Source organism: Sphingomonas sp. PP-F2F-G114-C0414 (genome assembly GCF_003688595.1).
Classification (GTDB): Bacteria; Pseudomonadota; Alphaproteobacteria; order Sphingomonadales; family Sphingomonadaceae; genus Sphingomonas.
The window spans coordinates 345,241-366,024 of the sequence record NZ_RCWT01000009.1; the positions used below are offsets into that span (position 1 = coordinate 345,241).

The 20,784-nt window shown below is 66.4% G+C and carries 22 protein-coding genes; 15 read left to right on the top strand and 7 right to left on the bottom strand.

Translation table 11 applies throughout. The annotated features are described in order from the left end of the window. Nucleotides 1-242: 242 nt before the first annotated feature. Both metK and lnt read right to left on the bottom strand, forming a co-directional pair. Entirely contained in the window at nt 243-1,460 is a 1,218-nt protein-coding gene (gene metK, locus C8J47_RS02205) for a methionine adenosyltransferase (RefSeq protein WP_121884259.1), read from the bottom strand. A gap of 71 nt (nt 1,461-1,531) precedes the next feature. Further along, nucleotides 1,532-3,064, bottom strand: coding sequence for an apolipoprotein N-acyltransferase (gene lnt, locus C8J47_RS02210; RefSeq protein WP_183128993.1), 1,533 nt, complete (start codon nt 3,062-3,064; stop codon nt 1,532-1,534). 374 nt (nt 3,065-3,438) lie between these two features. On the opposite strand from lnt, the gene C8J47_RS02215 reads away from it, so the two are divergent. Together C8J47_RS02215 and C8J47_RS02220 are read left to right on the top strand one after the other, a co-directional pair. Continuing rightward, the gene (locus C8J47_RS02215) at nt 3,439-3,858 is read left to right on the top strand and encodes a VOC family protein (RefSeq protein ID WP_121884261.1); all 420 of its coding nucleotides are present in this window, start codon (nt 3,439-3,441) and stop codon (nt 3,856-3,858) included. Nucleotides 3,859-3,867: 9 nt separating this feature from the next. Then, nucleotides 3,868-4,170, top strand: a complete 303-nt coding sequence (locus C8J47_RS02220; RefSeq protein ID WP_056051730.1) for a polyhydroxyalkanoic acid system family protein — start codon at nt 3,868-3,870, stop codon at nt 4,168-4,170. Between the two features lie 11 nt (nt 4,171-4,181). Here the strand turns inward: C8J47_RS02220 and C8J47_RS02225 are convergent, their stop codons facing one another. From C8J47_RS02225 to pyk, 4 genes are all read right to left on the bottom strand, one after another. Next, nucleotides 4,182-4,700: a biliverdin-producing heme oxygenase gene (locus tag C8J47_RS02225; protein WP_147454264.1), complete on the bottom strand. Its 519-nt coding sequence runs from the start codon at nt 4,698-4,700 to the stop codon at nt 4,182-4,184. Beyond that, nucleotides 4,697-4,885 (bottom strand): YbdD/YjiX family protein, encoded by a 189-nt coding sequence (locus C8J47_RS02230; RefSeq protein ID WP_121884263.1) that lies wholly within the window; start codon nt 4,883-4,885, stop codon nt 4,697-4,699. The genes C8J47_RS02225 and C8J47_RS02230 overlap by 4 nt, the downstream gene beginning before the upstream one ends. Beyond that, complete coding sequence (locus C8J47_RS02235; protein WP_121884264.1) at nt 4,882-6,936, bottom strand: carbon starvation CstA family protein; 2,055 nt, start codon at nt 6,934-6,936, stop codon at nt 4,882-4,884. Before C8J47_RS02235 ends, C8J47_RS02230 begins: the two co-directional genes overlap by 4 nt. 1,008 nt (nt 6,937-7,944) lie before the next feature. Next, on the bottom strand, nt 7,945-9,408 hold the full coding sequence (gene pyk / locus C8J47_RS02240; RefSeq protein ID WP_121884265.1) for a pyruvate kinase: 1,464 nt from the start codon (nt 9,406-9,408) through the stop codon (nt 7,945-7,947). A gap of 92 nt (nt 9,409-9,500) precedes the next feature. On the opposite strand from pyk, the gene C8J47_RS02245 reads away from it, so the two are divergent. From C8J47_RS02245 to C8J47_RS02260, 4 genes are all read left to right on the top strand, one after another. Next, nucleotides 9,501-9,803, top strand: coding sequence for a DUF1244 domain-containing protein (locus C8J47_RS02245; protein ID WP_121884266.1), 303 nt, complete (start codon nt 9,501-9,503; stop codon nt 9,801-9,803). 214 nt (nt 9,804-10,017) lie between these two features. Continuing rightward, complete coding sequence (locus C8J47_RS02250) at nt 10,018-10,260, top strand: DUF2312 domain-containing protein (RefSeq protein ID WP_197942503.1); 243 nt, start codon at nt 10,018-10,020, stop codon at nt 10,258-10,260. A gap of 89 nt (nt 10,261-10,349) precedes the next feature. Then, nucleotides 10,350-10,634 carry a DUF1294 domain-containing protein gene (locus C8J47_RS02255; protein WP_121884267.1) on the top strand — a complete coding sequence of 95 codons (285 nt, stop codon included), beginning with the start codon at nt 10,350-10,352 and terminating at the stop codon, nt 10,632-10,634. A gap of 79 nt (nt 10,635-10,713) precedes the next feature. Beyond that, nucleotides 10,714-11,151, top strand: coding sequence for a nuclear transport factor 2 family protein (locus tag C8J47_RS02260; RefSeq protein WP_121884268.1), 438 nt, complete (start codon nt 10,714-10,716; stop codon nt 11,149-11,151). Here C8J47_RS02260 and C8J47_RS02265 read toward each other — a convergent pair. Next, complete coding sequence (locus C8J47_RS02265; RefSeq protein ID WP_056051716.1) at nt 11,148-12,611, bottom strand: ATP-binding protein; 1,464 nt, start codon at nt 12,609-12,611, stop codon at nt 11,148-11,150. The two genes, C8J47_RS02260 and C8J47_RS02265, sit on opposite strands and share 4 nt — an antisense overlap. Nucleotides 12,612-12,724: 113 nt before the next feature. Here C8J47_RS02265 and C8J47_RS02270 point away from each other — a divergent pair, with 113 nt between their 5' ends. The 9 genes from C8J47_RS02270 (at nt 12,725) to ptsP (ending at nt 20,780) form a co-directional block, all read left to right on the top strand. Further along, nucleotides 12,725-13,270 carry a DUF1003 domain-containing protein gene (locus C8J47_RS02270; RefSeq protein ID WP_121884269.1) on the top strand — a complete coding sequence of 182 codons (546 nt, stop codon included), beginning with the start codon at nt 12,725-12,727 and terminating at the stop codon, nt 13,268-13,270. A 30-nt stretch (nt 13,271-13,300) separates the two neighbouring features. Next, on the top strand, nt 13,301-14,044 hold the full coding sequence (locus tag C8J47_RS02275) for a YebC/PmpR family DNA-binding transcriptional regulator (RefSeq protein WP_056477859.1): 744 nt from the start codon (nt 13,301-13,303) through the stop codon (nt 14,042-14,044). A gap of 195 nt (nt 14,045-14,239) precedes the next feature. Beyond that, nucleotides 14,240-14,746 carry a crossover junction endodeoxyribonuclease RuvC gene (ruvC, locus tag C8J47_RS02280; RefSeq protein ID WP_060526511.1) on the top strand — a complete coding sequence of 169 codons (507 nt, stop codon included), beginning with the start codon at nt 14,240-14,242 and terminating at the stop codon, nt 14,744-14,746. A gap of 291 nt (nt 14,747-15,037) precedes the next feature. Next, nucleotides 15,038-15,988: a hypothetical protein gene (locus C8J47_RS02285; protein WP_147454265.1), complete on the top strand. Its 951-nt coding sequence runs from the start codon at nt 15,038-15,040 to the stop codon at nt 15,986-15,988. Between the two features lie 76 nt (nt 15,989-16,064). Further along, the gene (gene ruvA / locus C8J47_RS02290; protein WP_121884271.1) at nt 16,065-16,661 is read left to right on the top strand and encodes a Holliday junction branch migration protein RuvA; all 597 of its coding nucleotides are present in this window, start codon (nt 16,065-16,067) and stop codon (nt 16,659-16,661) included. Nucleotides 16,662-16,710: 49 nt separating this feature from the next. Next, complete coding sequence (locus C8J47_RS02295) at nt 16,711-16,962, top strand: type II toxin-antitoxin system ParD family antitoxin (RefSeq protein ID WP_121884272.1); 252 nt, start codon at nt 16,711-16,713, stop codon at nt 16,960-16,962. Beyond that, the gene (locus C8J47_RS02300) at nt 16,955-17,257 is read left to right on the top strand and encodes a type II toxin-antitoxin system RelE/ParE family toxin (protein WP_183128994.1); all 303 of its coding nucleotides are present in this window, start codon (nt 16,955-16,957) and stop codon (nt 17,255-17,257) included. The genes C8J47_RS02295 and C8J47_RS02300 overlap by 8 nt, the downstream gene beginning before the upstream one ends. Beyond that, nucleotides 17,254-18,276 carry a Holliday junction branch migration DNA helicase RuvB gene (gene ruvB / locus C8J47_RS02305; protein WP_121884274.1) on the top strand — a complete coding sequence of 341 codons (1,023 nt, stop codon included), beginning with the start codon at nt 17,254-17,256 and terminating at the stop codon, nt 18,274-18,276. The genes C8J47_RS02300 and ruvB overlap by 4 nt, the downstream gene beginning before the upstream one ends. 230 nt (nt 18,277-18,506) lie before the next feature. After that, complete coding sequence (gene ptsP / locus C8J47_RS02310; RefSeq protein ID WP_121884275.1) at nt 18,507-20,780, top strand: phosphoenolpyruvate--protein phosphotransferase; 2,274 nt, start codon at nt 18,507-18,509, stop codon at nt 20,778-20,780. The last annotated feature ends 4 nt before the right edge of the window (nt 20,781-20,784 follow it).

The window sequence follows — 20,784 nt, forward strand, 5'->3', positions numbered from 1 at the left end:
TCCGTCGCCAAGCGGCTCCTCCCTCCCTCTCCCCAGCGGGGAGAGGGACTAGTAGGGCTCAATTTCCGCGGTGCGAACCAACCCCTCCCGTCATCCTGACGAAAGTCAGGATCCAGAGCCATGATGGACACCGCTTGTTACCCTGGATCCTGACTTTCGTCGGGATGAACGAGTGAACAAAAAAAAGCCTCCCGCGGACTGGATCCGCGGGAGGCTTTTTCACATCACCAAAGGCGTCGCTATCAGGCGACGGCGGCCTTCAGCGCGTCGACCAGATCGGTCTTTTCCCAGGTGAACGTGTCGCCCACGGGCTCGCGACCGAAATGGCCATACGCCGCAGTCTTCTTGTAGATCGGCGCGTTGAGCTTGAGGTGCTCGCGGATGCCCTTCGGCGTCAAGCGCACGAGCTGCGGCAGGACCGCCTCCAGCTTGGCCTCGTCGACCGTGCCGGTGCCGTGCAGGTCGACATACACCGACAGCGGCTCGGCGATGCCGATCGCGTAGCTGAGCTGGATCGTGCAGCGGCGCGCGAGGCCGGCTGCGACCACGTTCTTCGCCAGATAGCGCGAGACGTACGCGGCCGAACGATCGACCTTGGTCGGATCCTTGCCGCTGAACGCGCCGCCGCCATGCGGGGCCGCGCCGCCGTAGGTGTCGACGATGATCTTGCGACCCGTGACGCCGGCGTCGCCGTCGGGGCCGCCGATCTCGAACGCGCCGGTCGGGTTGATGTAGATCTTGGTCGCGTCGGAGATGAAGCCGTCGGGCAGCACGTCCTTGAACACGCCCATCACGTAGTCACGCAGTTCGGCGTACTTGGCGGGATCGGGGTTCGTGCCCTTCTCCGAATAGCCCGGCGCATGCTGCGTCGAGACGACGAGCGCGGTCGCGGCGACCGGCGCTTCGTTCTCGTACGACAGCGTGACCTGGCTCTTGGCGTCGGGCTGGAGGAACGGCGCAACGCCCGAATGGCGGTCAGCGGCCATCCGCTCGAGGATCTTGTGGCTGTAATACAGCGTGGCAGGCATCAGGCCGGGGGTCTCGTCGGTCGCGTAGCCGAACATGATGCCTTGATCGCCGGCGCCCTCGTCCTTGTTGCCGCTCTCGTCGACGCCCATCGCAATTTCCGCGGACTGCGCGTGGAGGTTGTTCTCGAAGCGGAAGGTCTTCCAGTGGAAGCCGGTCTGCTCGTAGCCGATTTCCTTGACGGTGTTGCGGACCGCGGCCTCGATCTCCTCGAGCACGCCCGGCGCCCACTCGCCGTTCTCGTAGATGCCCTTGCCGCGGATTTCACCGGCAAGGACGACGAGCTGCGTGGTGGTCAGCGTCTCGCAGGCGATCCGCGCCTGCGGGTCCTTGGCGAGGAACAGGTCGACGACGGTATCGCTGATCTGGTCGGCGACCTTGTCGGGATGGCCTTCGGAGACCGATTCGGAAGTGAAGAGAAAGGACTTGCGCATGAAACCTCTTCGCAAAGGCTCGCCGACAGAGCGTCGGGGAGCGACATATAAGGAAAGCTTTATATGACCTTCTAGCGACGCCGACGGCGCACGGCAACCGCGCTTGCAAGCATTAGCGCCGCGACGATCGCCGCCATCGCGTTGCCGACACGCGAGAACAGCGTCGGCGGCAGTGCGGACGGCATCGGTTGCTCGATCGCGCCGGCGGTCTCGTGCGGAACGGTCGCGACGAGGCGGCCATCGGCGGCGATGATCGCCGAGATACCCGTCGGGGTGGCGCGGAGGATCGGCAACCCCTCCTCGATCGCGCGCATCCGGGCTTGCGCGAGATGCTGCGGCGGACCCCATTTGCCGAACCAGGCGTCGTTCGACGGGTTGAACAGGATCCGCGGGCGGTGCGCGCGATCGACCACGTCGCCCGAGAAAATGATCTCGTAGCAGATTTGCATGCCGATCGCGCCGAAGCCCGGCAACGTCAGGTTCGCAGGACCCTTGCCCGAGGTGAAGTCGAAGTCGCCGGGGACGAGCCGCGCAAGACCGAGCGGCTTCAGCAGCCACGGCATCGGGAGGTACTCGCCGTACGGCACGAGGTGCGCTTTGTCATAGCGACCGCGCAACCGCGCCTGCGCGTCGAGCGCGAACACCGAATTGGCCGCGCCCGAAATGCGGTCCTTGCCATCGAACTCGAGCGCGGTGCCGCCGATCAGCAGCATATCGTCCGGGCCGAGCAGCCGCGCCATCCGGCGGCGGAGATAGAGCGGGCTCGACCAGCCGTAAGCGTAGAACGGATAGCCATCCTCGACGTAATCGCGGACGACGCCCTCGGGCCAGACGACCAGACGCGGGGTGGCGCCGCCTTGGCCGCTGAGCTTTTCGAGCGCGGAAAGCACGCGCTCGCCGTCGGATTCATTGCGGTCCTCCTGGCCGATATCCGGCTGGACCACACGGACCAGCGGCGTGCCGGGGGCGGGCGGCGGCGCGTTGGTCCAGAGCGCGGACAGTGCGGCGAGTCCGAGGGCGGGGATGGCGATCGCCGGCAGCGTCCAGCGGCGTACGGTGAGCAGCAGCAGCGCGCCTGCCGCCAATAGGGTCACGCCGGACAACGCGTAGGTGCCGATCCACGCGGACAGTCGCGCGACGCCGATCGCGGGGAGCCAGACGACGCTCAGCGGATCCCAGGCATAACCGGTGAACAGCGTCGCGCGGAGCCACTCGGTCGTGATCCAGGCGGCGGCGAAGATCAGCACGAACGTCGCGTCGGGCGTGCCGGGCCGCCGTGCGATCCGCCAGGCGAGCGCGCCGGCGAGCATCGGGAACACCGCGAGGTACAGCGCGAGGCCGACCGCGGCGAAATAGCCGAGCACCGGCGGCATCGCGTCCTGGAAGTCGAACGCGTGCTGGACCCAGTTGCTGTTGATCGTGAAATGCCCGAGCCCGAACAGCCATCCGCGCCACAGCGCGTTACGCAAGGTCGGCGCGTCGTGGACGAGCTTCATCCACACCGCGAACGCGACAAGCGTCAGCGGCCAGAGATCGAGCGGGGCGAACCCGGTCGCGGCAAGCGCACCGAGCACGAGGCAGGCGAGGGCAGGGTAACGGTTCACGCTCGCGCTATGCCGTGGCGGGGAAGGGGGGGCAATGTTTTCGGTGTGATGGGGCGGGGGCATGAAGAGCGCCCCCCGACCTCTAGCACCACCCCGGCGAAGGCCGGGGGCCAGTTGGGGGAGGTAACTAACGGGGAACTGCGCTTCGTTACGGCGACCTTTCCAACTGGGCCCCGGCCTCCGAGGGGGTGGAGTAGCGTGGGGGAGGGACGTACACCCCAAAGCTTGTTCTCCCGCGAAGGCGGGAGCCCAGACCGGACTCCCGCCTTTGCGGGAGAACAAGGTAGGGCGGGCTGACGGTATTGCGGGTGGGTAAAAGCACCCACGTAATCCGCCGGGTCGACGAACTCTCAACCACGATCTATCTTCCCTCCATGACCCTACGCCCCTTCCACCTCGCCTTCCCGGTCCACGACCTCACAGCCGCCCGCACCTTCTACGGCGCGACCCTCGGCTGCCGCGAAGGCCGCTCCAGCGAGCAGTGGATCGACTTCGATCTGTTCGGCCACCAGATCGTCGCGCACCTCGACCCCTCGGCCAAACCCGTCGCGGTCGAGAACGCGGTCGATGGCCACGCCGTCCCGGTCCCGCATTTCGGCGTCGTGCTGACGATGGACGACTGGACCGCGCTGTCCGAACGCGTCACCGCCGCCGGCGTCCAGTTCGGGATCGCGCCGTACATCCGCTTCAAGGGCGAGCCCGGCGAGCAGGCGACGATGTTCTTTCTCGACCCGTCGGGCAACGCGCTGGAGTTCAAGGCGTTCGCCAACGACGACATGCTTTTCGCGACTTAAGGAATAGAAATGGGCACTCCCATCACCGTTGACGTACCCCATCAGCTCGGCAAGGCCGCGGTTCGCGCGCGGCTCGACGGCAGCATCGACAAGATCGGCGCGAACATTCCCGGCGGTTCTGTGACCGATCACCGCTGGGACGGCGACACGCTACACTTCACCGTCAAGGCGATGGGCCAGACGATCGCCAGCGCGGTCACCGTGTTCGAGACCAACGTCCACGCGGTCGTCGACCTGCCCGGGATTCTCGGGCTGTTCGCGAGCAAGGTGCAGGACATGATCCGCAAGGAAGCGCCGAAGCTCCTGCGCTGAGATCAGGGAGATCAGGCCGGCGCGCGCCGATACAGGTCGAACGCTGCCTTGGCGCCGACGATGGCCTGCTTGATCCAGGCCTCGTCGGCGGTTTCGCCGTCGATCGCGGTCAGCAATGCGCGCCACTCGCCCGACAGATGTTTGGCGCCGAGATAGGCCGAGGGCATCCCGTCGGGAACCGACCGCGACAGCATGACACCACCGAGCCGCGACCCTTCGACCACATACATCGCGCCCCACCCGGCTGCCGTGCTCGCCGGGACGTCGAACGCCATCGGCGCGGGCATGTCTTCGCCCAGCGCGGCGAGGTCCGCGGCAAGCTCTGTCCCGCGCGACCGAACCGTCGCCAGCCCCGGAATAGCGGTCAGCCAAGCCTCGACCGCGGGCAAGGCCCTGGCATGTGCGATCAGGAACGCCCGGTAATCGTTCGCATTGGTCAGGTCGTAGCGTCCAAACCCTGCATCGACCGCGTCGTGATCCGCTGCCGTCGCGCTCCGCAATCGCGCAACGGTGGAAACCCGATCGCTCAACAGCAGCGTCCCCCGCCCTTGCTGCCGTATCGCGCCTCCTGGCGATCGCGGAAGAACGTGCGTTCGTCCATCGGCGCGTGGTCGGGATGCCGCTCGGCCATGTGCTGGCGGTACGCGGCATAGGACGGCACGCCGACCATCAGCAGCGCGGTCTCGCGGACCTTTGCGTAGAGCGCGCGGATCATTCTGCGGCGACCAGCTGCGGCGGGACTTCGGTCACCGTCGGCCGGTCGATCTTCAGCGCCGCGAGACAGGTGCGGATGCCGAAGAAGACGATCGACAGCACCACCGCCAGGAACAGCGCGCACAGCCCCGCGTCGATCCGGTCGTTGAGCACGATCCGCTGCATCTCCGCCATCGTCTTGGCCGGCGCGAGCAGTTCCCCCCGCGCCGCCGCATTGGCGAACTTCGACGCATGTGCGAGGAAGCCGACCTTCGGATCGCTCGCGAACAGCTTCATCAGCCCGGCAGTGATCGTGCACAGGCACAGCCATGCGGCGGGCAGGATCGTCACCCACGCATAACGCTGGCGTTTCATCCGGAACAGCACGACGGTGGCCAGCACCAGCGCGACCGCCGCGAGCATCTGGTTCGAGATGCCGAACAACGGCCACAGCGTGTTCACTCCGCCCAAGGGATCGGTGACGCCCTGGTACAGGAAGAAGCCCCAGGCAACGACACATAGCGCAGTCGCGATCAGCCCCGGTACGATCGCCGAGGCATTGCGGAACGACGGCACCGCGAGCCCGATCAGGTCCTGCAACATGAACCGCCCGGCACGCGTGCCCGCGTCGACCGCGGTGAGGATGAACAGCGCCTCGAACAGGATCGCGAAATGATACCAGAACGCCTTCATCGCCTGCCCGCCGACGAGGTGGCTGAAGATCTCCGACATCGCCACCGCCAGCGTCGGCGCGCCGCCCGTCCGTGAGACGATCGTGGTCTCGCCGACGTCCTTCGCGGTCTGTGCGAGCAGCTCCGGCGTGATCGGGAAGCCCATAGCGGTCACTGCGGTTGCGGCCGAGGCGAAGTCGGTGCCAACCACCGCCGCCGGGCTGTTCATCGCGAAATACACGCCGGGATCGAGGATCGACGCGCCGACCAGCGCCATGATTGCGACGAAGCTCTCCATCAGCATCGCGCCGTACCCGATGAACTGCGCGTCGCCTTCGCTGGCGATCAGCTTGGGCGTGGTGCCGCTCGCGATCAGTGCGTGGAAGCCAGAGACCGCGCCGCACGCGATCGTGATGAACAGGAACGGGAAGAGCCCGCCCGACCAGACCGGGCCGGAGCCGTCGATGAACGGGGTCAGCGCCGGCATCCGTAGCGGTGGCGCGACGACCGCGATACCGATCGCGAGCGCGACGATCGCGCCGATCTTGAGGAAGGTGGAGAGGTAGTCGCGGGGGGCCAGCAGCAGCCACACCGGGAGAACAGATGCGACCGCGCCATAGCCGACCATCAGCACGCAGAGCTGCACCGAAGTCAGCGTGAACAGCGGCGCGAGCGTCGGCGAGGCGGCAACCGTGCCGCCATAGACGATCGCCGCCAGCAGCCCGATGACACCGAGAACGGAGACTTCGCCGACCTTTCCAGGGCGGATCCAGCGCGTGTAGATGCCCATCAGGAACGCGAGCGGGATCGTCGCGGCGACGGTGAACAGCCCCCACGGGCTGCCGGCGAGCGCGCGCACGACGATCAGCGCGAGCACGGCGAGGATGATGACCATGATCGCGAACGCACCGATCAGCGCGATCACGCCGGGAATCGCGCCCATCTCCATGCGGATCAGTTCGCCGAGCGAACGCCCGTCACGCCGCATCGAGATGAATAGGATCATGAAGTCCTGCACCGCGCCCGCCAGCACGACGCCGGCAAGGATCCAGAGCGTGCCGGGGAGGTACCCCATCTGCGCGGCAAGCACCGGGCCAACGAGCGGTCCAGCACCGGCGATGGCGGCGAAATGGTGGCCGAACAGGACGTTGCGGTCGGTCGCGACGTAATCGAGGCCGTCGGCTCGGCGGAGCGCTGGGGTAGGCCGCGACGGGTCGAGCTGCATCACATGCCGCGCGATGTAGCGCGCGTAGAACCGGTACGCGATCAGCTGGACCGACACGGCGGCGGTCACGATCCACAGCGCGTTTACATGCTCGCCGCGCTCGAACGCGACGGCCGCGAGCGCGCAGGCTGCGAGCAGGGCGAGTGCGCCCCAACCGATCTTTTCGCGTAATGTCATTGCGTTCGCCCTCCCGTGCGGTCCGTTCCGCGCGGCATCGCGTATTCGGGCGCGGAGCGCTAGCCTAGATTGGGTTGGTGAGGCCTGACCACAGTTTGGCTCGAACCGCGGTTGGGGTTCCGTAGCGGTAAGGTGCATCACGAGGCTGTTACCCCCAGCGGAGGTACCACCCCGGCGGAGGTACCACCCCGGCGGAGGCCGGGGCCCAGTTGGCAAGGTTGCAGTAACGAAGCGGGGAGCATCGCAATCGCCGTCCCCCAACTGGGCCCCGGCCTCCGCCGGGGTGGTGGGCTTAGGTTGGGTGAGGGGCTTCGCTCCGTTGGGGTGCCGGAAAATCTGTTCGGTTGCGCGCCCTCGGTCGCGCGGGATAGCGTTGTTCGACACGAGCCCTGGAATGCGGGCTTCGTACGGAACCGAAAGTCGTCACGGAACACCCAGGAGGCTCAAACCCCCTCCCGTCACCCCGGTGGAAGCCGGGGCCCACCGCCGCACGAATGCGGTTGGCTTGCGGCACGGTGGAGGCCGGAACGAGCCCGGCATGGGGTTGGGGAGGGCTTGGTAGTGGCGCAATCTGGGTGTTCGACCGTCAGAACCGCACGGAAGATGCGGACCGCCCCTGAGCCGTTCGCCGCAGACGCGGGGGCCCAGCTGAATACCGTAGCGCACCGGTACCCTGGACCCCCGCGTTCGCGAGGGAACAGCAGGTCTACCGATGCGCATGCGCCTGAATGCGAATGTCCTTCGATGGGACTTTACCATTCGGATTACCGACGCGCGGGCAGTTCGAGAGACGCATCAGCCGCCGCGATGTCACGACAAGGGGCAGACCAACGCCGCAATTCACTTTGCCGCCCTCCCTGGAAGGGAGGGGCTGGGGGTGGGTTGGCCGGTTTAGGCCACTAGCGTTGGACCGTGTGGGAGCCGACCCACCTCCGACCCCTCCCTTCCAGGGAGGGGAGGAGAAGGGGGAGCCGCACCTTGGCTCGTCGCCTCCACCGCATCCAAAGCTTAAACCTGCGAATGATGCCCCTTGAGTTCATCCCCGACGATCCGAACCACATGCAGCACGTTGGTCGACCCAGGCGTCCGGAACGGCACGCCCGCCAGCACGATCACCCGGTCGCCAGCCTTGGCCATCCCATGCCGCAAAGCCATCCGCTTCGACTTCGCCACCATGTCCTCGAACGACTCGACGTCGCGCGTATGCACCGCATGCGTCCCCCACAGCAGCCCAAGCCGCCGCGCGGTCTCCTGGCTCGGCGTGAGCACCAGCAACGGCACCGAAGGCCGCTCGCGCGCGATTCGGCGCGCAGTCGAGCCCGAGGTCGTGAAGCAGATGATCGCCACCGCCGACACGGTAGCGGCGATGGTCTTCGCGGCCTCGGCGAGCGCGTCCGCGGTCGTCGGATCAGGCTTCATTACGGTGAAGTGCATGCGGTCGCCGTGCTCGGGGTCGGACTCGACCGACACGCCGATCGCATCCATCATCGCCACCGATTCGACCGGCCACGCGCCCGCTGCGCTCTCCGCCGACAGCATGATCGCATCCGCGCCATCATATACCGCGGTCGCGACGTCGGACACTTCCGCGCGCGTCGGCGAGGGCGACGTGATCATCGATTCGAGCATCTGCGTCGCGACCACCACCGGGCGGCCCATCCGGCGCGAAACCTCGACGATGCGCTTCTGCAAGGGCGGTACCTGCTGCGGTGGCAGCTCGACGCCGAGATCGCCGCGCGCGACCATCACGCCGTCGCAGGCCTCGACGATCTCCTCGAGCCGCTCGATCGCCGCCGGCTTCTCGATCTTCGCCATCAGCGCCGCCTTGCCGCCGATCAGCTTGCGCGCTTCCCACAGATCCTCGGGGCGCTGGACGAACGACAAGGCGATCCAGTCGACGCCCTGGTCGACCGCGAAGTCGAGATCGCTGCGATCCTTCTCGGTCAGCGCCGCCATCGGCAGCACCACGTCGGGGACGTTCAACCCCTTGCTGTTCGACAAGGCGCCGCCGACCTCGACCCGCGTCGTGATCTCGCGCGGGCTATGCGACACGACACGGAGGACGAGCTTGCCGTCGTCGAGCAGCAGGCGCGCGCCCGGCTCGATCGCCGCGAAGATCTCGTCGTGCGGCAGTTCGACACGTGTTGCGTCGCCCGGCGTCGGGTCGCGGTCGAGCACGAAGGTCGAGCCGGTTTCGAGCACGGTCCGGCCGCCATCGAACTTGCCGACGCGCAGCTTCGGTCCCTGAAGGTCGGCGAGAATCGTGGACGGCCGCCCGAATTCCTTCTCCAGCGCACGAATCGCCTGGATCACCGCGATCTTGGACTGCTGGTCGCCGTGGCTCATGTTGATTCGAAACGCGTCGGCGCCGGTGCGGAACAGCGTCGCGATCATCTCGGGCGTGCTGCTGGCAGGGCCTAGCGTCGCGAGGATGCGGACTTTCCGCGAACGGGGTGCGATGGCCTTGGTCATGCGGTGCGTTTTCCTCGGCGTTTCCTGGGGGAGATCTTTGCCGCGATGGGCCTTAAACCCTATCTCCGCGGGATCAACCACGGAGCACAGTAATGAACCCCGATCGCCTCGATACTTTGGACGATGCCGTGGCGGCACAGGCCTTTCGTCGCCTGATCCGCCACCTCCGCCACCGTGAAGACGCGCAGAACGTCGACCTGATGGGGCTCGCCGGTTTCTGTCGCAATTGTCTGTCCGACTGGGTCGAGGAAGCGGGCGGCATGACGAAGGATGTCGCACGCGAGACTGTGTACGGGATGCCGTATGCGGAGTGGAAGACGCACCACCAGGGCGACGCGACCCCCGAGCAGCTCGAACGGATGAAGGCGAGCGTCGCGAAGAACGCAGTGGTCTGAGAACGGCTGCAATTGATTCGCGACGATCCCCCGCAGGGTCGCTTGAGCCGAACACGGTAAACGCCTAGACGCGGGCCCGCACCCAATTCGGCATGATTCAGGACGTCTCCGGACGACGATCACCGGTGCGGGCTTGTATCTTGATTGGCTTTTGGCCGGCGCGTGGGCGCTGGCGAGTGGGGAATTTTCGATGTCTGACGAACGGCAACACGGCATGGGCGGCGGCGCGGTCGCAGCGGACGAACTGCGCCTGCTGATTGAGCGCGCCGAGCGTCTCGAAGAAGAGAAGAAGGGTATCTCGGACGACATCAAGGACGTGATGGCCGAAGCCAAGGGCCGCGGGTACGACCCCAAGGCGATCCGCAAGATCCTGTCGATCCGGAAGAAGAAGAAGGAAGAATATCAGGAGGAGGAAGCGATCCTCGAGGTGTATCTCCAGGCGTTGGGGATGATCTGAGGATTTCTGATCTCGCGCGGTGCCTCTCCCGACATGGTGTCGGGTCGCGAGGGGGCACCGCGTTAACCCGCTCGATGTACCGGTAGAGAATGTTTCTCCCGATCGTCGCGGCGTTAGTCCTGTTCCTAGTCATCAACGCGATTACCGTCGCCGCGTTCGCGATCGACAAGCGGCGATCGTCGACCGGCGCGTGGCGCATTCCGGAGTCACGCTTGCTATGGTTCGCGGCGCTTGGCGGTAGCCCCGGTGCGTTCTGGGCGCGCGGTCGCTACCGGCACAAGACCCGAAAGCAACCATTCGTCGGCCGGCTACAGCTGATCGCGATGGTACAAGTCGGCGTCGTCGCAGGTCTCGTCATCGCTTTCGCATTCTAGCTTGAGCAACTTGTCTCGTCATTGCTGTACCTGAAGCTTGGGTGTATTGCCGTTATGCAACATTGCATCGGGGGCGAGCATGCGGGTATTTCTGGGAATTGCGGCGGCATTGGTCAGTGCTCCCGTCGCGGCGCAATCGATCGAGACCGATGCGCATCGGCTCGCGCAGCGGGCGGAGGCGTTCGTCCAGGTCCGCAACAGGTTCGATCAGGCGGCGATGATCGCGATGATGGCGCCCGAATACCAAGAAATATCGCCCGTCGGCGAGGTCGATTCCCTCGAGCGCGTGATCGGGTTCTACGCGCCCGACAAGAAGAAGCCCGCGCCGCCGATGACGATCACCGAGACGATCGCAAGACCTGCTGGGGCACTTGGCGTAGTGACGATGCGGATCGCTTATGCGGTACCCGGCAAGGACGGCCAGCCACAGTCACGCGCGCTGCGCGCCGGCTTCGTCGCGCGGCGGTTCGGCAAGGAGTGGCGTTTCGTGTCGGCGCAGTTCACGCCGATCCGCTAGGCCGCTTCCGCCGGCAGCGTCGTCCAGCCCAGCCCGGGGATCGTGATCGAGCGCTTGCCGGCGAGATCGGTGCGGCAGACGATCAACTCTCGGCTTTCGATATAGCCGATCAGCCGCTTCACACGGCCAAGCGAACTCGTGCCGTATGTGGCTGCGATACGCGCGTCGGATGGGCAGGGTTCACCCTCCCGCGCTGCACGCGCCACAAGCAGGAACGCGCCTAGCATGTCGTCGGGGAGGCCGCTCGCCACGTCGAGCGCCGCCGTCCACGCCTCGTCGGTCATGTCGAAGATTCCGGCGCGGGCGCAACTGAGACGCCGGACGAAACCGGGGAGATCGAGCGGTGGCTTGGCGAGACCGCCCATCCGGCAGCGTACCTGGAAATCCTGGAACAGCACCGACGGCGGCCGCAGCGTCGACTCCGGATCCTCGACGATCGCACGGAAGACGTCGGCGTAGACCGCCTCGACCTCGTCGTCGGTCTTCTCGGGCGGTGGCGGTGCGGCGGTGCGCGGCTCGGGCGGACGGGCGATACCGTCGAGCAGTTCCTCCGCGGGAACGCGACGCGGGCGCGAATCGAACATCAGGCCGAGTTCGGGGGCATCGACCACCGGCTCGGACAACAGGTCCTGCAGGTCCATCGGCGCGGCGCTGGGGAGGGGGGTGAGCTTCGGGCTGCCGCTCCGCGCAGACGTCGCGACGTCGCCGATCTTCACCGTGATCGGCCGGCGCGACACTGCCGGCCCAAGCGCCATGAACGTGCCGCGCTGGAGATCGCGAATCGCCTCGGCCTGACGCCGCTCCATGCCCAGCAGATCGGCCGCGCGCGCCATGTCGATGTCGAGGAAGGTACGGCCCATCAGGAAGTTCGACGCTTCCGCCGCGACGTTCTTCGCAAGCTTCGCCAGACGCTGAGTCGCGATCACGCCGGCGAGCCCGCGTTTGCGCCCGCGGCACATCAGGTTCGTCATCGCCGCCAGCGACGCACGACGCACCTCTTCCGACACTTCGCCACCGGTGACGGGCGCGAACATCTGCGCTTCGTCGACCACTACCAGCACGGGATACCAATGCTCGCGCGGCGCATCGAACAGCGCGGAGAGGAACGACGCGGCGCAGCGCATCTGGCCCTCGACCTCCAGCCCTTCGAGGCTGAGCACCGCGGACGTCCGGTGTTCGCGCAACCGCGTCGCGATGCGTGAGATCTCGCGTTCGCTATAGTCGCCCGCCTCGATCACGACATGACCATGCGGCCCCGCGAGCGTCACGAAATCGCCCTCCGGATCGATCACGATCTGCTGGACGTGGCCCGCCGATCGCTCGAGCAAGCGGCGTAGCAGATGCGATTTTCCCGAGCCCGAATTGCCCTGCACCAACAGGCGGGTGGCGAGTAGTTCCTCCAGGTCGACGCCGACGGCAGTACCATTGCCGTCGGTGCCCATATTCACGCTAACCGTCATGCCGCGCGTTTGGCAGGTGCGGGCGTGTGGGAGCAAGGAGTCTTTGTCGCTTCCGTCGCAAGTGGGGGCTTTGCGCACTGGCATAATCCGCATTCCAGGCTAGGGCGCAAAACATGGCTACGAAACAATCCCTGCTCGCCGATCTCTCGCAGCGACTGCTCGGCAAGGCGCCGGGCGATCTCGACGACGAGGAGCGCCGCGTCCTCGCGGGGATCGAATCGGGTACCACCGTCAGCCGCGACGCCGCCGACGTGTCGGACGAGCGATCGACCTTCGGCGAGCGGCTGTCGGACCGGGTCGCGGCGATCGGTGGATCATGGGCGTTCATCATCGCCTTTACGGTCGTGCTGCTGGGCTGGATGCTGCTGAACTCGGATATCCTGACGCATTTCGGCGCGGCGTTCGATCCGTATCCCTACATCTTCCTCAACCTGATGCTGTCGACGGTCGCCGCGATCCAGGCGCCGGTGATCATGATGAGCCAGAACCGGCAATCGGCGAAGGATCGTTTGGCGGCGAGCCTCGACTACGAGACCAACCTGCGCGCCGAACTCGACATTTTGCGCGTCCACCACAAGATCGATCATCTCGTGCTCGCGCGGCTCGACGCGATCGAGCAGAAGATCGACGCTCTGGCGAAAACGGCCTCACCGTCCTAAAGCCACCGCATCAGGCTATTAGAGGCACCGATGGCAGGCCATTCCAAATACAAGAATATCATGTACCGCAAGGGCGCGCAGGACAAGAAGCGCTCGTCGGCGTTCAGCAAGCTTAGCCGGGAAATCACGGTCGCGGCCAAGATGGGCCTGCCCGACGTCGACATGAACCCGCGCCTGCGTGCGGCGGTCAACGCGGCCAAGGCGGCGTCGCTGCCGAAGGAGAATATCCAGCGCTCGATCGACAAGGCGAGCCGCGGCGATGCCGAGAATTACGAAGAGATCCGCTACGAGGGCTTTGGCCCCGGCGGCGTTTCGCTGATCATCGAAGCACTGACCGACAACCGCAACCGCACCGCGACCAACGTGCGCGTCGCGGTCGGCAAGAACGGCGGCAATCTCGGCGCGGGCGGTTCGGTCAGCCACGCATTCGATCGCGTCGGGCTGATCTCGTACCCTGCGAGCGCGGGCGATGCCGACACGGTGTTCGAAGCAGCGCTCGAAGCGGGCGCCGAGGACGTCACGTCTAGCGAGGACGGTCATGAGGTCTGGACCGCGCAGGGCGACCTCCACGAGGTGGCGAAGGCTCTGGAAGCGAAGCTCGGCGAGGCCGAAGGCGCAAAGCTCGCCTGGCGCCCGCAGGTGATGGTCGCGGTCGGTGCGGACGATGCGGCGACGCTGTTCAAGCTGATCGACGCGCTCGACGACGACGACGACGTGCAGACGGTGTGGGGCAATTACGAGATCTCCGACGAGATCATGGAGTCGCTTGGTTAAGATGAAGAAGGTTGGTTCGCGCGGAGGCGCGGAGGCGCGGAGAGTAGCGCTTCGTGCAATCGTCTTCCGCGCTAGCGGCCTGTCACCTGTCGGCCAACCCGATGAAGTGAAAGTCCCGCTGACGCGAGACGATAGCCAAAAGCGCACCCCCTCCGCGCCTCCGCGCCTCCGCGCGAACCAATCTTCTTTCTTCTCATGATCATCCTGGGACTAGACCCCGGCCTCGGCACCACTGGCTGGGGCGTCATTCGCGCCGACGGCAACCGGCTGAGCCATATCGCCAACGGCCAGATCAAGACCGATCCTTCGATGGCGCTCCCTCGCCGTCTGACAGCGCTCTACAATGCGCTGATCGACGTCATTCGCACCGAACGCCCCGATGGTGCCGCGGTCGAGGAAGTGCTCGGCAACACCAACGCGCAATCGACGTTGAAGCTCGGGCAAGCGCGCGGCGTCGTGCTTCTGGCTGCCGCCGGCGCCGGGCTGCATATCGGCGAATATCACCCCTCGACCGTCAAGAAGGGCGTGGTCGGCACCGGCGGCGCGGACAAGAAGCAGATCCAGGCGATGATGGCGGTATTGCTGCCGGGCGCGAAGCTCGCCGGGCCCGACGCCGCCGACGCGCTGGCGGTGGCGATAACGCATGCGCATCATGTCGCCAGCGCGGCGGCGATGTCGCGACGGAGCGGCTTCGGCATCTGACCTGCCCGTTACTGCCCGAGATGGCAGTTCGAATCCGCGTTCACTGTCCTTCGACCGGGCCGCTGCCTTGCGGGGCTGCGCGTGTTGTATGGATCGCCGCCAGAGTCGCCCGCCCGGTTTAACTTGAATAAAGCTCGCACTGCCGCGTAACGATAGGCTAAGGATCGTGCGGGGTTCGGCTGCCGCGGTTCAATCGCCGTGGTTTTTCGGTGCCGAAAAGAAACTTTGCTACGCCGTTCAGGGGGAATGATGCTCGTAGATCACGTGCGCGGGGGCACCAACAGCCCGGCCGTGCCCATCGAGGCCTTTGCGATGCCACCCGGCATGCGGATGCGCTACGACCTTCCCGATCCGGCGCTGGCGGAGTTCGTGACCGGCTACGCGATCTACACCAATGTCGATCGCGCGCCGATGATCAACTGGTATCTGCCTGCACCGGCGATGATCTCCGTGCTCGTCGACGCTGGTCCTCTCGACGTGTCGATCGGCAACCACCGCTTCGGCCCGCTCGATCGCGCGAGTCTCTATGGTCCGACCAGCAGGGCGTTCCGCACCGAGACGCACGGTGGCATCGCCGTCGGTATCGGCTTGAGCGCGCTCGGTTGGGCACGGATGACGGTGCGCTCGGCGGGCGATTTCCACAACCGCGTCGTACCGCTCGCGGGCGTGGCGGGCCCCGCCATATCGACCAGATTGGCCGACGGGCTGGACCTGCTGGACGACGACGCCAAGATCAAGCCGCTGCTCGACTCCATCCTTCCCTCGCTGTTCCGGCGACCCCACCCGCGCGAAGACCTGATCCGCGCGTTCGGTGCGCTGACCGTGACCGACGGGGTGATCGAGATGAAGGATGTCGCCGACCGGCTCGATATCCCAACGCACGAACTCCGCCGGATGGCGACGCGCTATTTCGGGATGCCGCCGAAGCTGCTGCTGCGGCGGGCGCGGTTCCTGCGGTCGTTCATCCGGTTGATCACCGATGCGGGGCTGAACGATTATTCGAAGATCGACAGCAGCTATTTCGATGCTTCGCACTTCCTGCGCGATGCCGGCACGTTTCTCGGCACGACGCCGCGGCGGTTCGTGGCATCGGAGACGGTGTTCCTGAAGGCGAGCCTGCGCGCGCGCGCCGCGGTCATCGGCGCGCCCACCCAGGCGCTCCACGGTGTGCACAAGTCCGCGCCGTCCACGGCGTCGCGTTCCCAGGCCAGCGAACCCGCGGCGAGCCAATTGCGAGGGTGAGGGGACCGAAACCGGTCATGCCGGTCCCGTTTTGCCGGGATGACGCGACCGCGGCATTGTTCTACCGCCATCGATCATGATCGCGCATCTCAAAGGACGTCTGGACTCGACCGGTATCGATCATGCGGTGATCGATGTCGGCGGCGTCGGTTATCTGGTCGGCGCCTCGGCACGCACGCTGTCGACGCTCGGCCCGATCGGCGAGGCGGCGACTGTCTTCACCGAGATGCTCGTGTCGGAGGATTCGATCCGCCTCGTCGGGTTTTCGAGCGGGGCCGAACGCGACTGGTTTCGCCTGCTGACGGGCGTGCAGGGCGTCGGTGCACGCGTCGCGCTGGCAATCCTGTCCGCGCTCGAACCCAATGACCTGTCGCGGGCGATCGCCAGCGGCGACAAGGCGATGGTCGCGCGCGCCAACGGTGTCGGGCCCAAGCTCGCGCAGCGCATCGTCATGGAGCTGAAGGACAAGACCGGCGGTATCGTGCTCGGTCCGGGCGGTACCACCGCGGCGCCTGTCGTTGGCGCGGGTGCGGATGCGGTGTCGGCACTGCTCAACCTCGGGTTCCGCCCCGCCGAAGCCTCCACCGCCGTCGCCGCGGCGGAAGAGGAACTGGGGACGGACGCCACGCTCGACGCGTTGGTCCGACTGGCGCTGCGGAAGGCGTCGCGGTAGCATTCCCGGTCTGCTGGACGGTTCGGCGAAACAGGACTATATCGGGAACATGGCTCAGCTCAACGTGTCCCTGCCGGCCGATCTTCAGGACTATCTGGACACGCGCGCATCGGCAGAGGGGTACGTCGATCCGTCGGACTTTTTGCGGGCTCTCGTGCAAAGGGACCGGCAGACTTATGAAGCCGACGTTGGTCGTGTCCAGGCGCTGATCGACGAGGGGATCGCCTCTGGCGTGGTGGACGGTGAACCCGAAGATCATGTTCGGGCGATCATGGCGGAGATTGCCGAACCACGTGGTTGAACTCCGCCTTAGCGTCGCGGCGTTACGCGATCTCCGGCAGATCAGGGCAGATGGCATTCGGGATTTCGGCGCTGCGGCGTCGGACGCGCACATGCTCGGGTTGGAGCGGCTGTTCGGGCTATTGCGGCGCAATCCGCTTGCCGGTCAGCGACGGTTCGAGTTCACACAGCCGGTCCGTAGTCTCTCGCTCCGGCCGCATCGCATTCTATACCGGGTCGAGGCCGACAAGGTGTCGATCGATCGCATCATCCATCAGGCGCGCGACGTGCCGCGTACGTTCCGGAAAGATCAGTGACAGACGACCGCATCCTGACCGCAGCCAAGCGCCCCGAAGACATAGACGCTGCGCTGCGCCCTAAAACGCTCGACGAATTCGTCGGGCAGAAGGCCGCGCGCGAGAATCTTCGCATCTTTATCCAGGCGGCGAAATCGCGCGGCGATGCGCTCGATCACGTGCTGTTCTTCGGGCCGCCGGGGCTCGGCAAGACCACGCTGGCGCAGATCGTCGCGCGCGAGATGGGGGTGGGGTTCCGCGCCACCTCGGGCCCGGTGATCGCCAAGTCGGGTGATCTTGCCGCGCTGTTGACCAATCTCGAGGACGGCGACGTGCTGTTCATCGACGAGATCCACCGGCTGCAGCCTGCGGTCGAGGAGGTGTTGTATCCGGCAATGGAGGACCGTGCGCTCGATCTGATGATCGGCGAGGGGCCATCCGCGCGATCGGTGCGGATCGACCTGCCGCGGTTCACGCTGATCGGCGCGACCACGCGGCAAGGCCTGCTGACGACGCCGTTGAGGGATCGCTTCGGCATCCCGGTGCGGCTGCAATTCTACACCGTCGAGGAACTCGAGCGCGTCGTCACGCGTGCCGCCGGGTTGCTCGGGCTGGGGATCGCCAAGGACGGTGCGATGGAGATCGCGCGCCGCGCCCGCGGTACGCCGCGCATCGCCGGGCGATTGCTGCGTCGGGTGCGCGATTTCGCCAATGTCGCGGGGCACGAGACGGTCGACGCGCGGGCGGCGGATGCGGCGCTTAACCGGCTGGAGGTCGATTCGCTCGGGCTCGACGCAATGGATCGGCGTTATCTGATGATGATCGCCGACATCTACCGCGGCGGTCCGGTCGGCGTGGAGACACTTGCCGCAGGGCTCAGCGAGCCGCGCGATACGATCGAGGAAGTGATCGAGCCGTATCTGATCCAGCTCGGCCTGATCGCGCGCACCGCTCGCGGGCGGTTCCTGAACGCGGGCGGTTGGAAACATCTGGGCCTCAACCCACCAACCGGCAGTCAGGACGGCTTGTTCGACACCTGACTTCTCCCCCCTCCCTGGAAGGGAGGGGCAGGGGGTGGGTCGGCGTCCGCACATTCCAGACCTCGGGGGCTAAACTGGCCGACCCACCCCCAACCCCTCCCTTTCAGGGAGGGAAGAAGTCGCAATTCACAAGCACTTGTAAGAATCCACACCCAGAGATCGATCGAACTTGGCCGCAACACTGCTTTTGTTGCGTGGCACCCAAGCGCTTCATCTGATAGCCAACCCGAATGCCCCTTTCGGCCGCCGCCTCTGCCCGCGAAATCCTCACCAGCCTTCACGACGTGATGGCGTCGCGCACGTCCGCGCAAGCCAAGCTCAATTCGGTCGTCGGCATCATCGCCACCGCGATCGATAGCGAGGTGTGCTCGATCTACCTTCTGCGCGAAGGCGTGCTCGAACTGTTCGCCACGCGTGGCCTTGATCAGGCCGCGGTCCACGTCACCAAACTGGCGATGGGCGAGGGGCTGGTTGGGACGATCGCCGAGGATATCGAGGTGCTCAACCTCGACGAAGCCGCCAGCCACCCCGATTTCGCCTACAAGCCCGAGACCGGCGAGGACCGGTTCCACAGTTTTGCGGGCGTTCCGATCATCCGCCGTGAGCGCTCGGTGGGGGTGCTGGCCGTCCAGCACACCGACCGTCGCAAATATGCGGACGTCGAGATCGAGGCGCTGCAGACGGTCGCGATGGTGCTCTCCGAACTGATCGCCAACGCAGGGCTGATCGATACCACCGGCGGCGGCGCGGACCGGCCGCAGTCGACCGCGGCGATGCGGATCCCCGGTCAAAAGCTCGTCGACGGCATGGGCGCGGGCTACGCGGTCTATCACCAGCCGCGCATCCATATCGAGCACACCGTCGCCGAGGACACCGACGCCGAGCGCCACCGCGTCTACGCCGCGTTCGACAAGATGCGCGAAGGCATCGACCGGATGACGCGCGATGCCGAATTCGGCGTCGGCGGCGAGCATGTCGAAGTGCTCCAGACCTACAAGATGTTCGCCTATGACGAGGGTTGGGCGCGGCGCATCAACGAAGCGATCGACTCCGGCCTCACCGCCGAGGCGGCGATCGAACGCGTCCAGCAACGCACCCGCCAGCGCATGCGCCAGATCGACGATCCGCTGCTCGCCGACCGGATGCACGATCTGGAGGACCTGTCGAACCGGCTGCTCCGGATCGTCTCGGGCCAGATGGGCACCGCGGCGCAGATGGGTCTGCGCCAGGACACCATCCTGATCGCGCGCAACCTCGGACCCGCCGAGTTGCTGGAATACGACAAACGTCGGCTCAAGGGCGTGATCCTTGAGGAAGGATCGCTGACCGCGCACGTCACGATCGTCGCGCGCGCGATGGGCGTGCCGGTGCTCGGCCGCGTCCGCGACATTCGGCGTCTCGTGGCGGAAGGCGACATGCTGTTGCTCGACAGCGCCGAGAGCAACGTCTTCGCGCGGCCTTCGGCGGCGATGGAGGAGGCGTTCGAGGCGCGGCTCGCGATGCGCCAGAAGCGCAAGGCGGCGTTCGCGGCGCTGCGCGACGTGCCCCCGATCACCAAGGACGGCCACCGGCTGACGCTGATGGTCAACGCAGGCCTGCGCGACGACGTCGCCGCGCTCGACATCACCGGCGCCGACGGCATCGGCCTGTTCCGGACCGAATTCCAGTTCCTCGTCTCCGCGACGCTGCCGCAGCGCGAGCGTCAGCAGCGGCTGTACCGCGAAGTGCTCGACGCGGCGGGCGATCGCCCGGTGATCTTCCGCACCGTCGATATCGGCGGCGACAAGGCGTTGCCGTATCTCAACAAGCACGATGCGGATGAGGAGAATCCGGCGATGGGCTGGCGCGCGCTGCGTCTCGGCCTGGAGCGCGACGGGTTGATGAAGGTGCAGGCCCGCGCGCTCCTCGAAGCCGCCGCCGGTCGCACGCTCAACGTGATGTTCCCGATGGTCAGCGAGCCGTGGGAGTTCGACGAGGCGCGCGCGCTGTTCGAGGCGCAACGTCACTGGCTCGAGGGCCGCGGCCGAAAGATGCCGCTGGCGATCCGCTATGGTGCGATGCTCGAAGTGCCGGCGCTCGCCGAGATGCTCGACATCCTGCTGCCGAACATCGATTTCCTGTCGATCGGCACCAACGATCTGACGCAGTTCCTGTTCGCCGCCGATCGCGCGAACCCCAAGCTTGCCGAGCGCTACGACTGGCTGAGCCCGTCGATCCTGCGCTTCATCGCCCGGCTGGTCGCGCCGGTCCGTGCGGCGGGTGTCGATCTGGCGGTCTGCGGCGAGATGGGCGGGTTGCCGCTGGAGGCGATGGCGTTGATCGGTCTCGGGATCGAGCGGCTGTCGATCACGCCGGCGGCGGTCGGCCCGATCAAGGCGATGACGCGCTCGCTCGATCGGTCGGCGTTGGCGCCGGTCATGACAGCGCTGCTCGCCAACCCGCCGCGCGACATGCGCGCCGCGCTGACCGCGTGGGCGGTGGAAAACGGCGTCGAACTCACCTGAACCG

Coding starts and splice junctions, on each gene's coding strand:
- metK (WP_121884259.1), bottom strand. CDS start 1,460: ATGCGCAAGTCCTTTCTCTTCACTTCCGAATCGGTCTCCGAAGGCCAT.
- C8J47_RS02215 (WP_121884261.1), top strand. CDS start 3,439: ATGACCCTACGCCCCTTCCACCTCGCCTTCCCGGTCCACGACCTCACA.
- C8J47_RS02220 (WP_056051730.1), top strand. CDS start 3,868: ATGGGCACTCCCATCACCGTTGACGTACCCCATCAGCTCGGCAAGGCC.
- C8J47_RS02230 (WP_121884263.1), bottom strand. CDS start 4,885: ATGATCCGCGCGCTCTACGCAAAGGTCCGCGAGACCGCGCTGCTGATG.
- C8J47_RS02235 (WP_121884264.1), bottom strand. CDS start 6,936: ATGACATTACGCGAAAAGATCGGTTGGGGCGCACTCGCCCTGCTCGCA.
- pyk (WP_121884265.1), bottom strand. CDS start 9,408: ATGACCAAGGCCATCGCACCCCGTTCGCGGAAAGTCCGCATCCTCGCG.
- C8J47_RS02245 (WP_121884266.1), top strand. CDS start 9,501: ATGAACCCCGATCGCCTCGATACTTTGGACGATGCCGTGGCGGCACAG.
- C8J47_RS02250 (WP_197942503.1), top strand. CDS start 10,018: ATGGGCGGCGGCGCGGTCGCAGCGGACGAACTGCGCCTGCTGATTGAG.
- C8J47_RS02255 (WP_121884267.1), top strand. CDS start 10,350: ATGTTTCTCCCGATCGTCGCGGCGTTAGTCCTGTTCCTAGTCATCAAC.
- C8J47_RS02260 (WP_121884268.1), top strand. CDS start 10,714: ATGCGGGTATTTCTGGGAATTGCGGCGGCATTGGTCAGTGCTCCCGTC.
- C8J47_RS02265 (WP_056051716.1), bottom strand. CDS start 12,611: ATGACGGTTAGCGTGAATATGGGCACCGACGGCAATGGTACTGCCGTC.
- C8J47_RS02270 (WP_121884269.1), top strand. CDS start 12,725: ATGGCTACGAAACAATCCCTGCTCGCCGATCTCTCGCAGCGACTGCTC.
- C8J47_RS02275 (WP_056477859.1), top strand. CDS start 13,301: ATGGCAGGCCATTCCAAATACAAGAATATCATGTACCGCAAGGGCGCG.
- ruvC (WP_060526511.1), top strand. CDS start 14,240: ATGATCATCCTGGGACTAGACCCCGGCCTCGGCACCACTGGCTGGGGC.
- ruvA (WP_121884271.1), top strand. CDS start 16,065: ATGATCGCGCATCTCAAAGGACGTCTGGACTCGACCGGTATCGATCAT.
- C8J47_RS02295 (WP_121884272.1), top strand. CDS start 16,711: ATGGCTCAGCTCAACGTGTCCCTGCCGGCCGATCTTCAGGACTATCTG.
- ptsP (WP_121884275.1), top strand. CDS start 18,507: ATGCCCCTTTCGGCCGCCGCCTCTGCCCGCGAAATCCTCACCAGCCTT.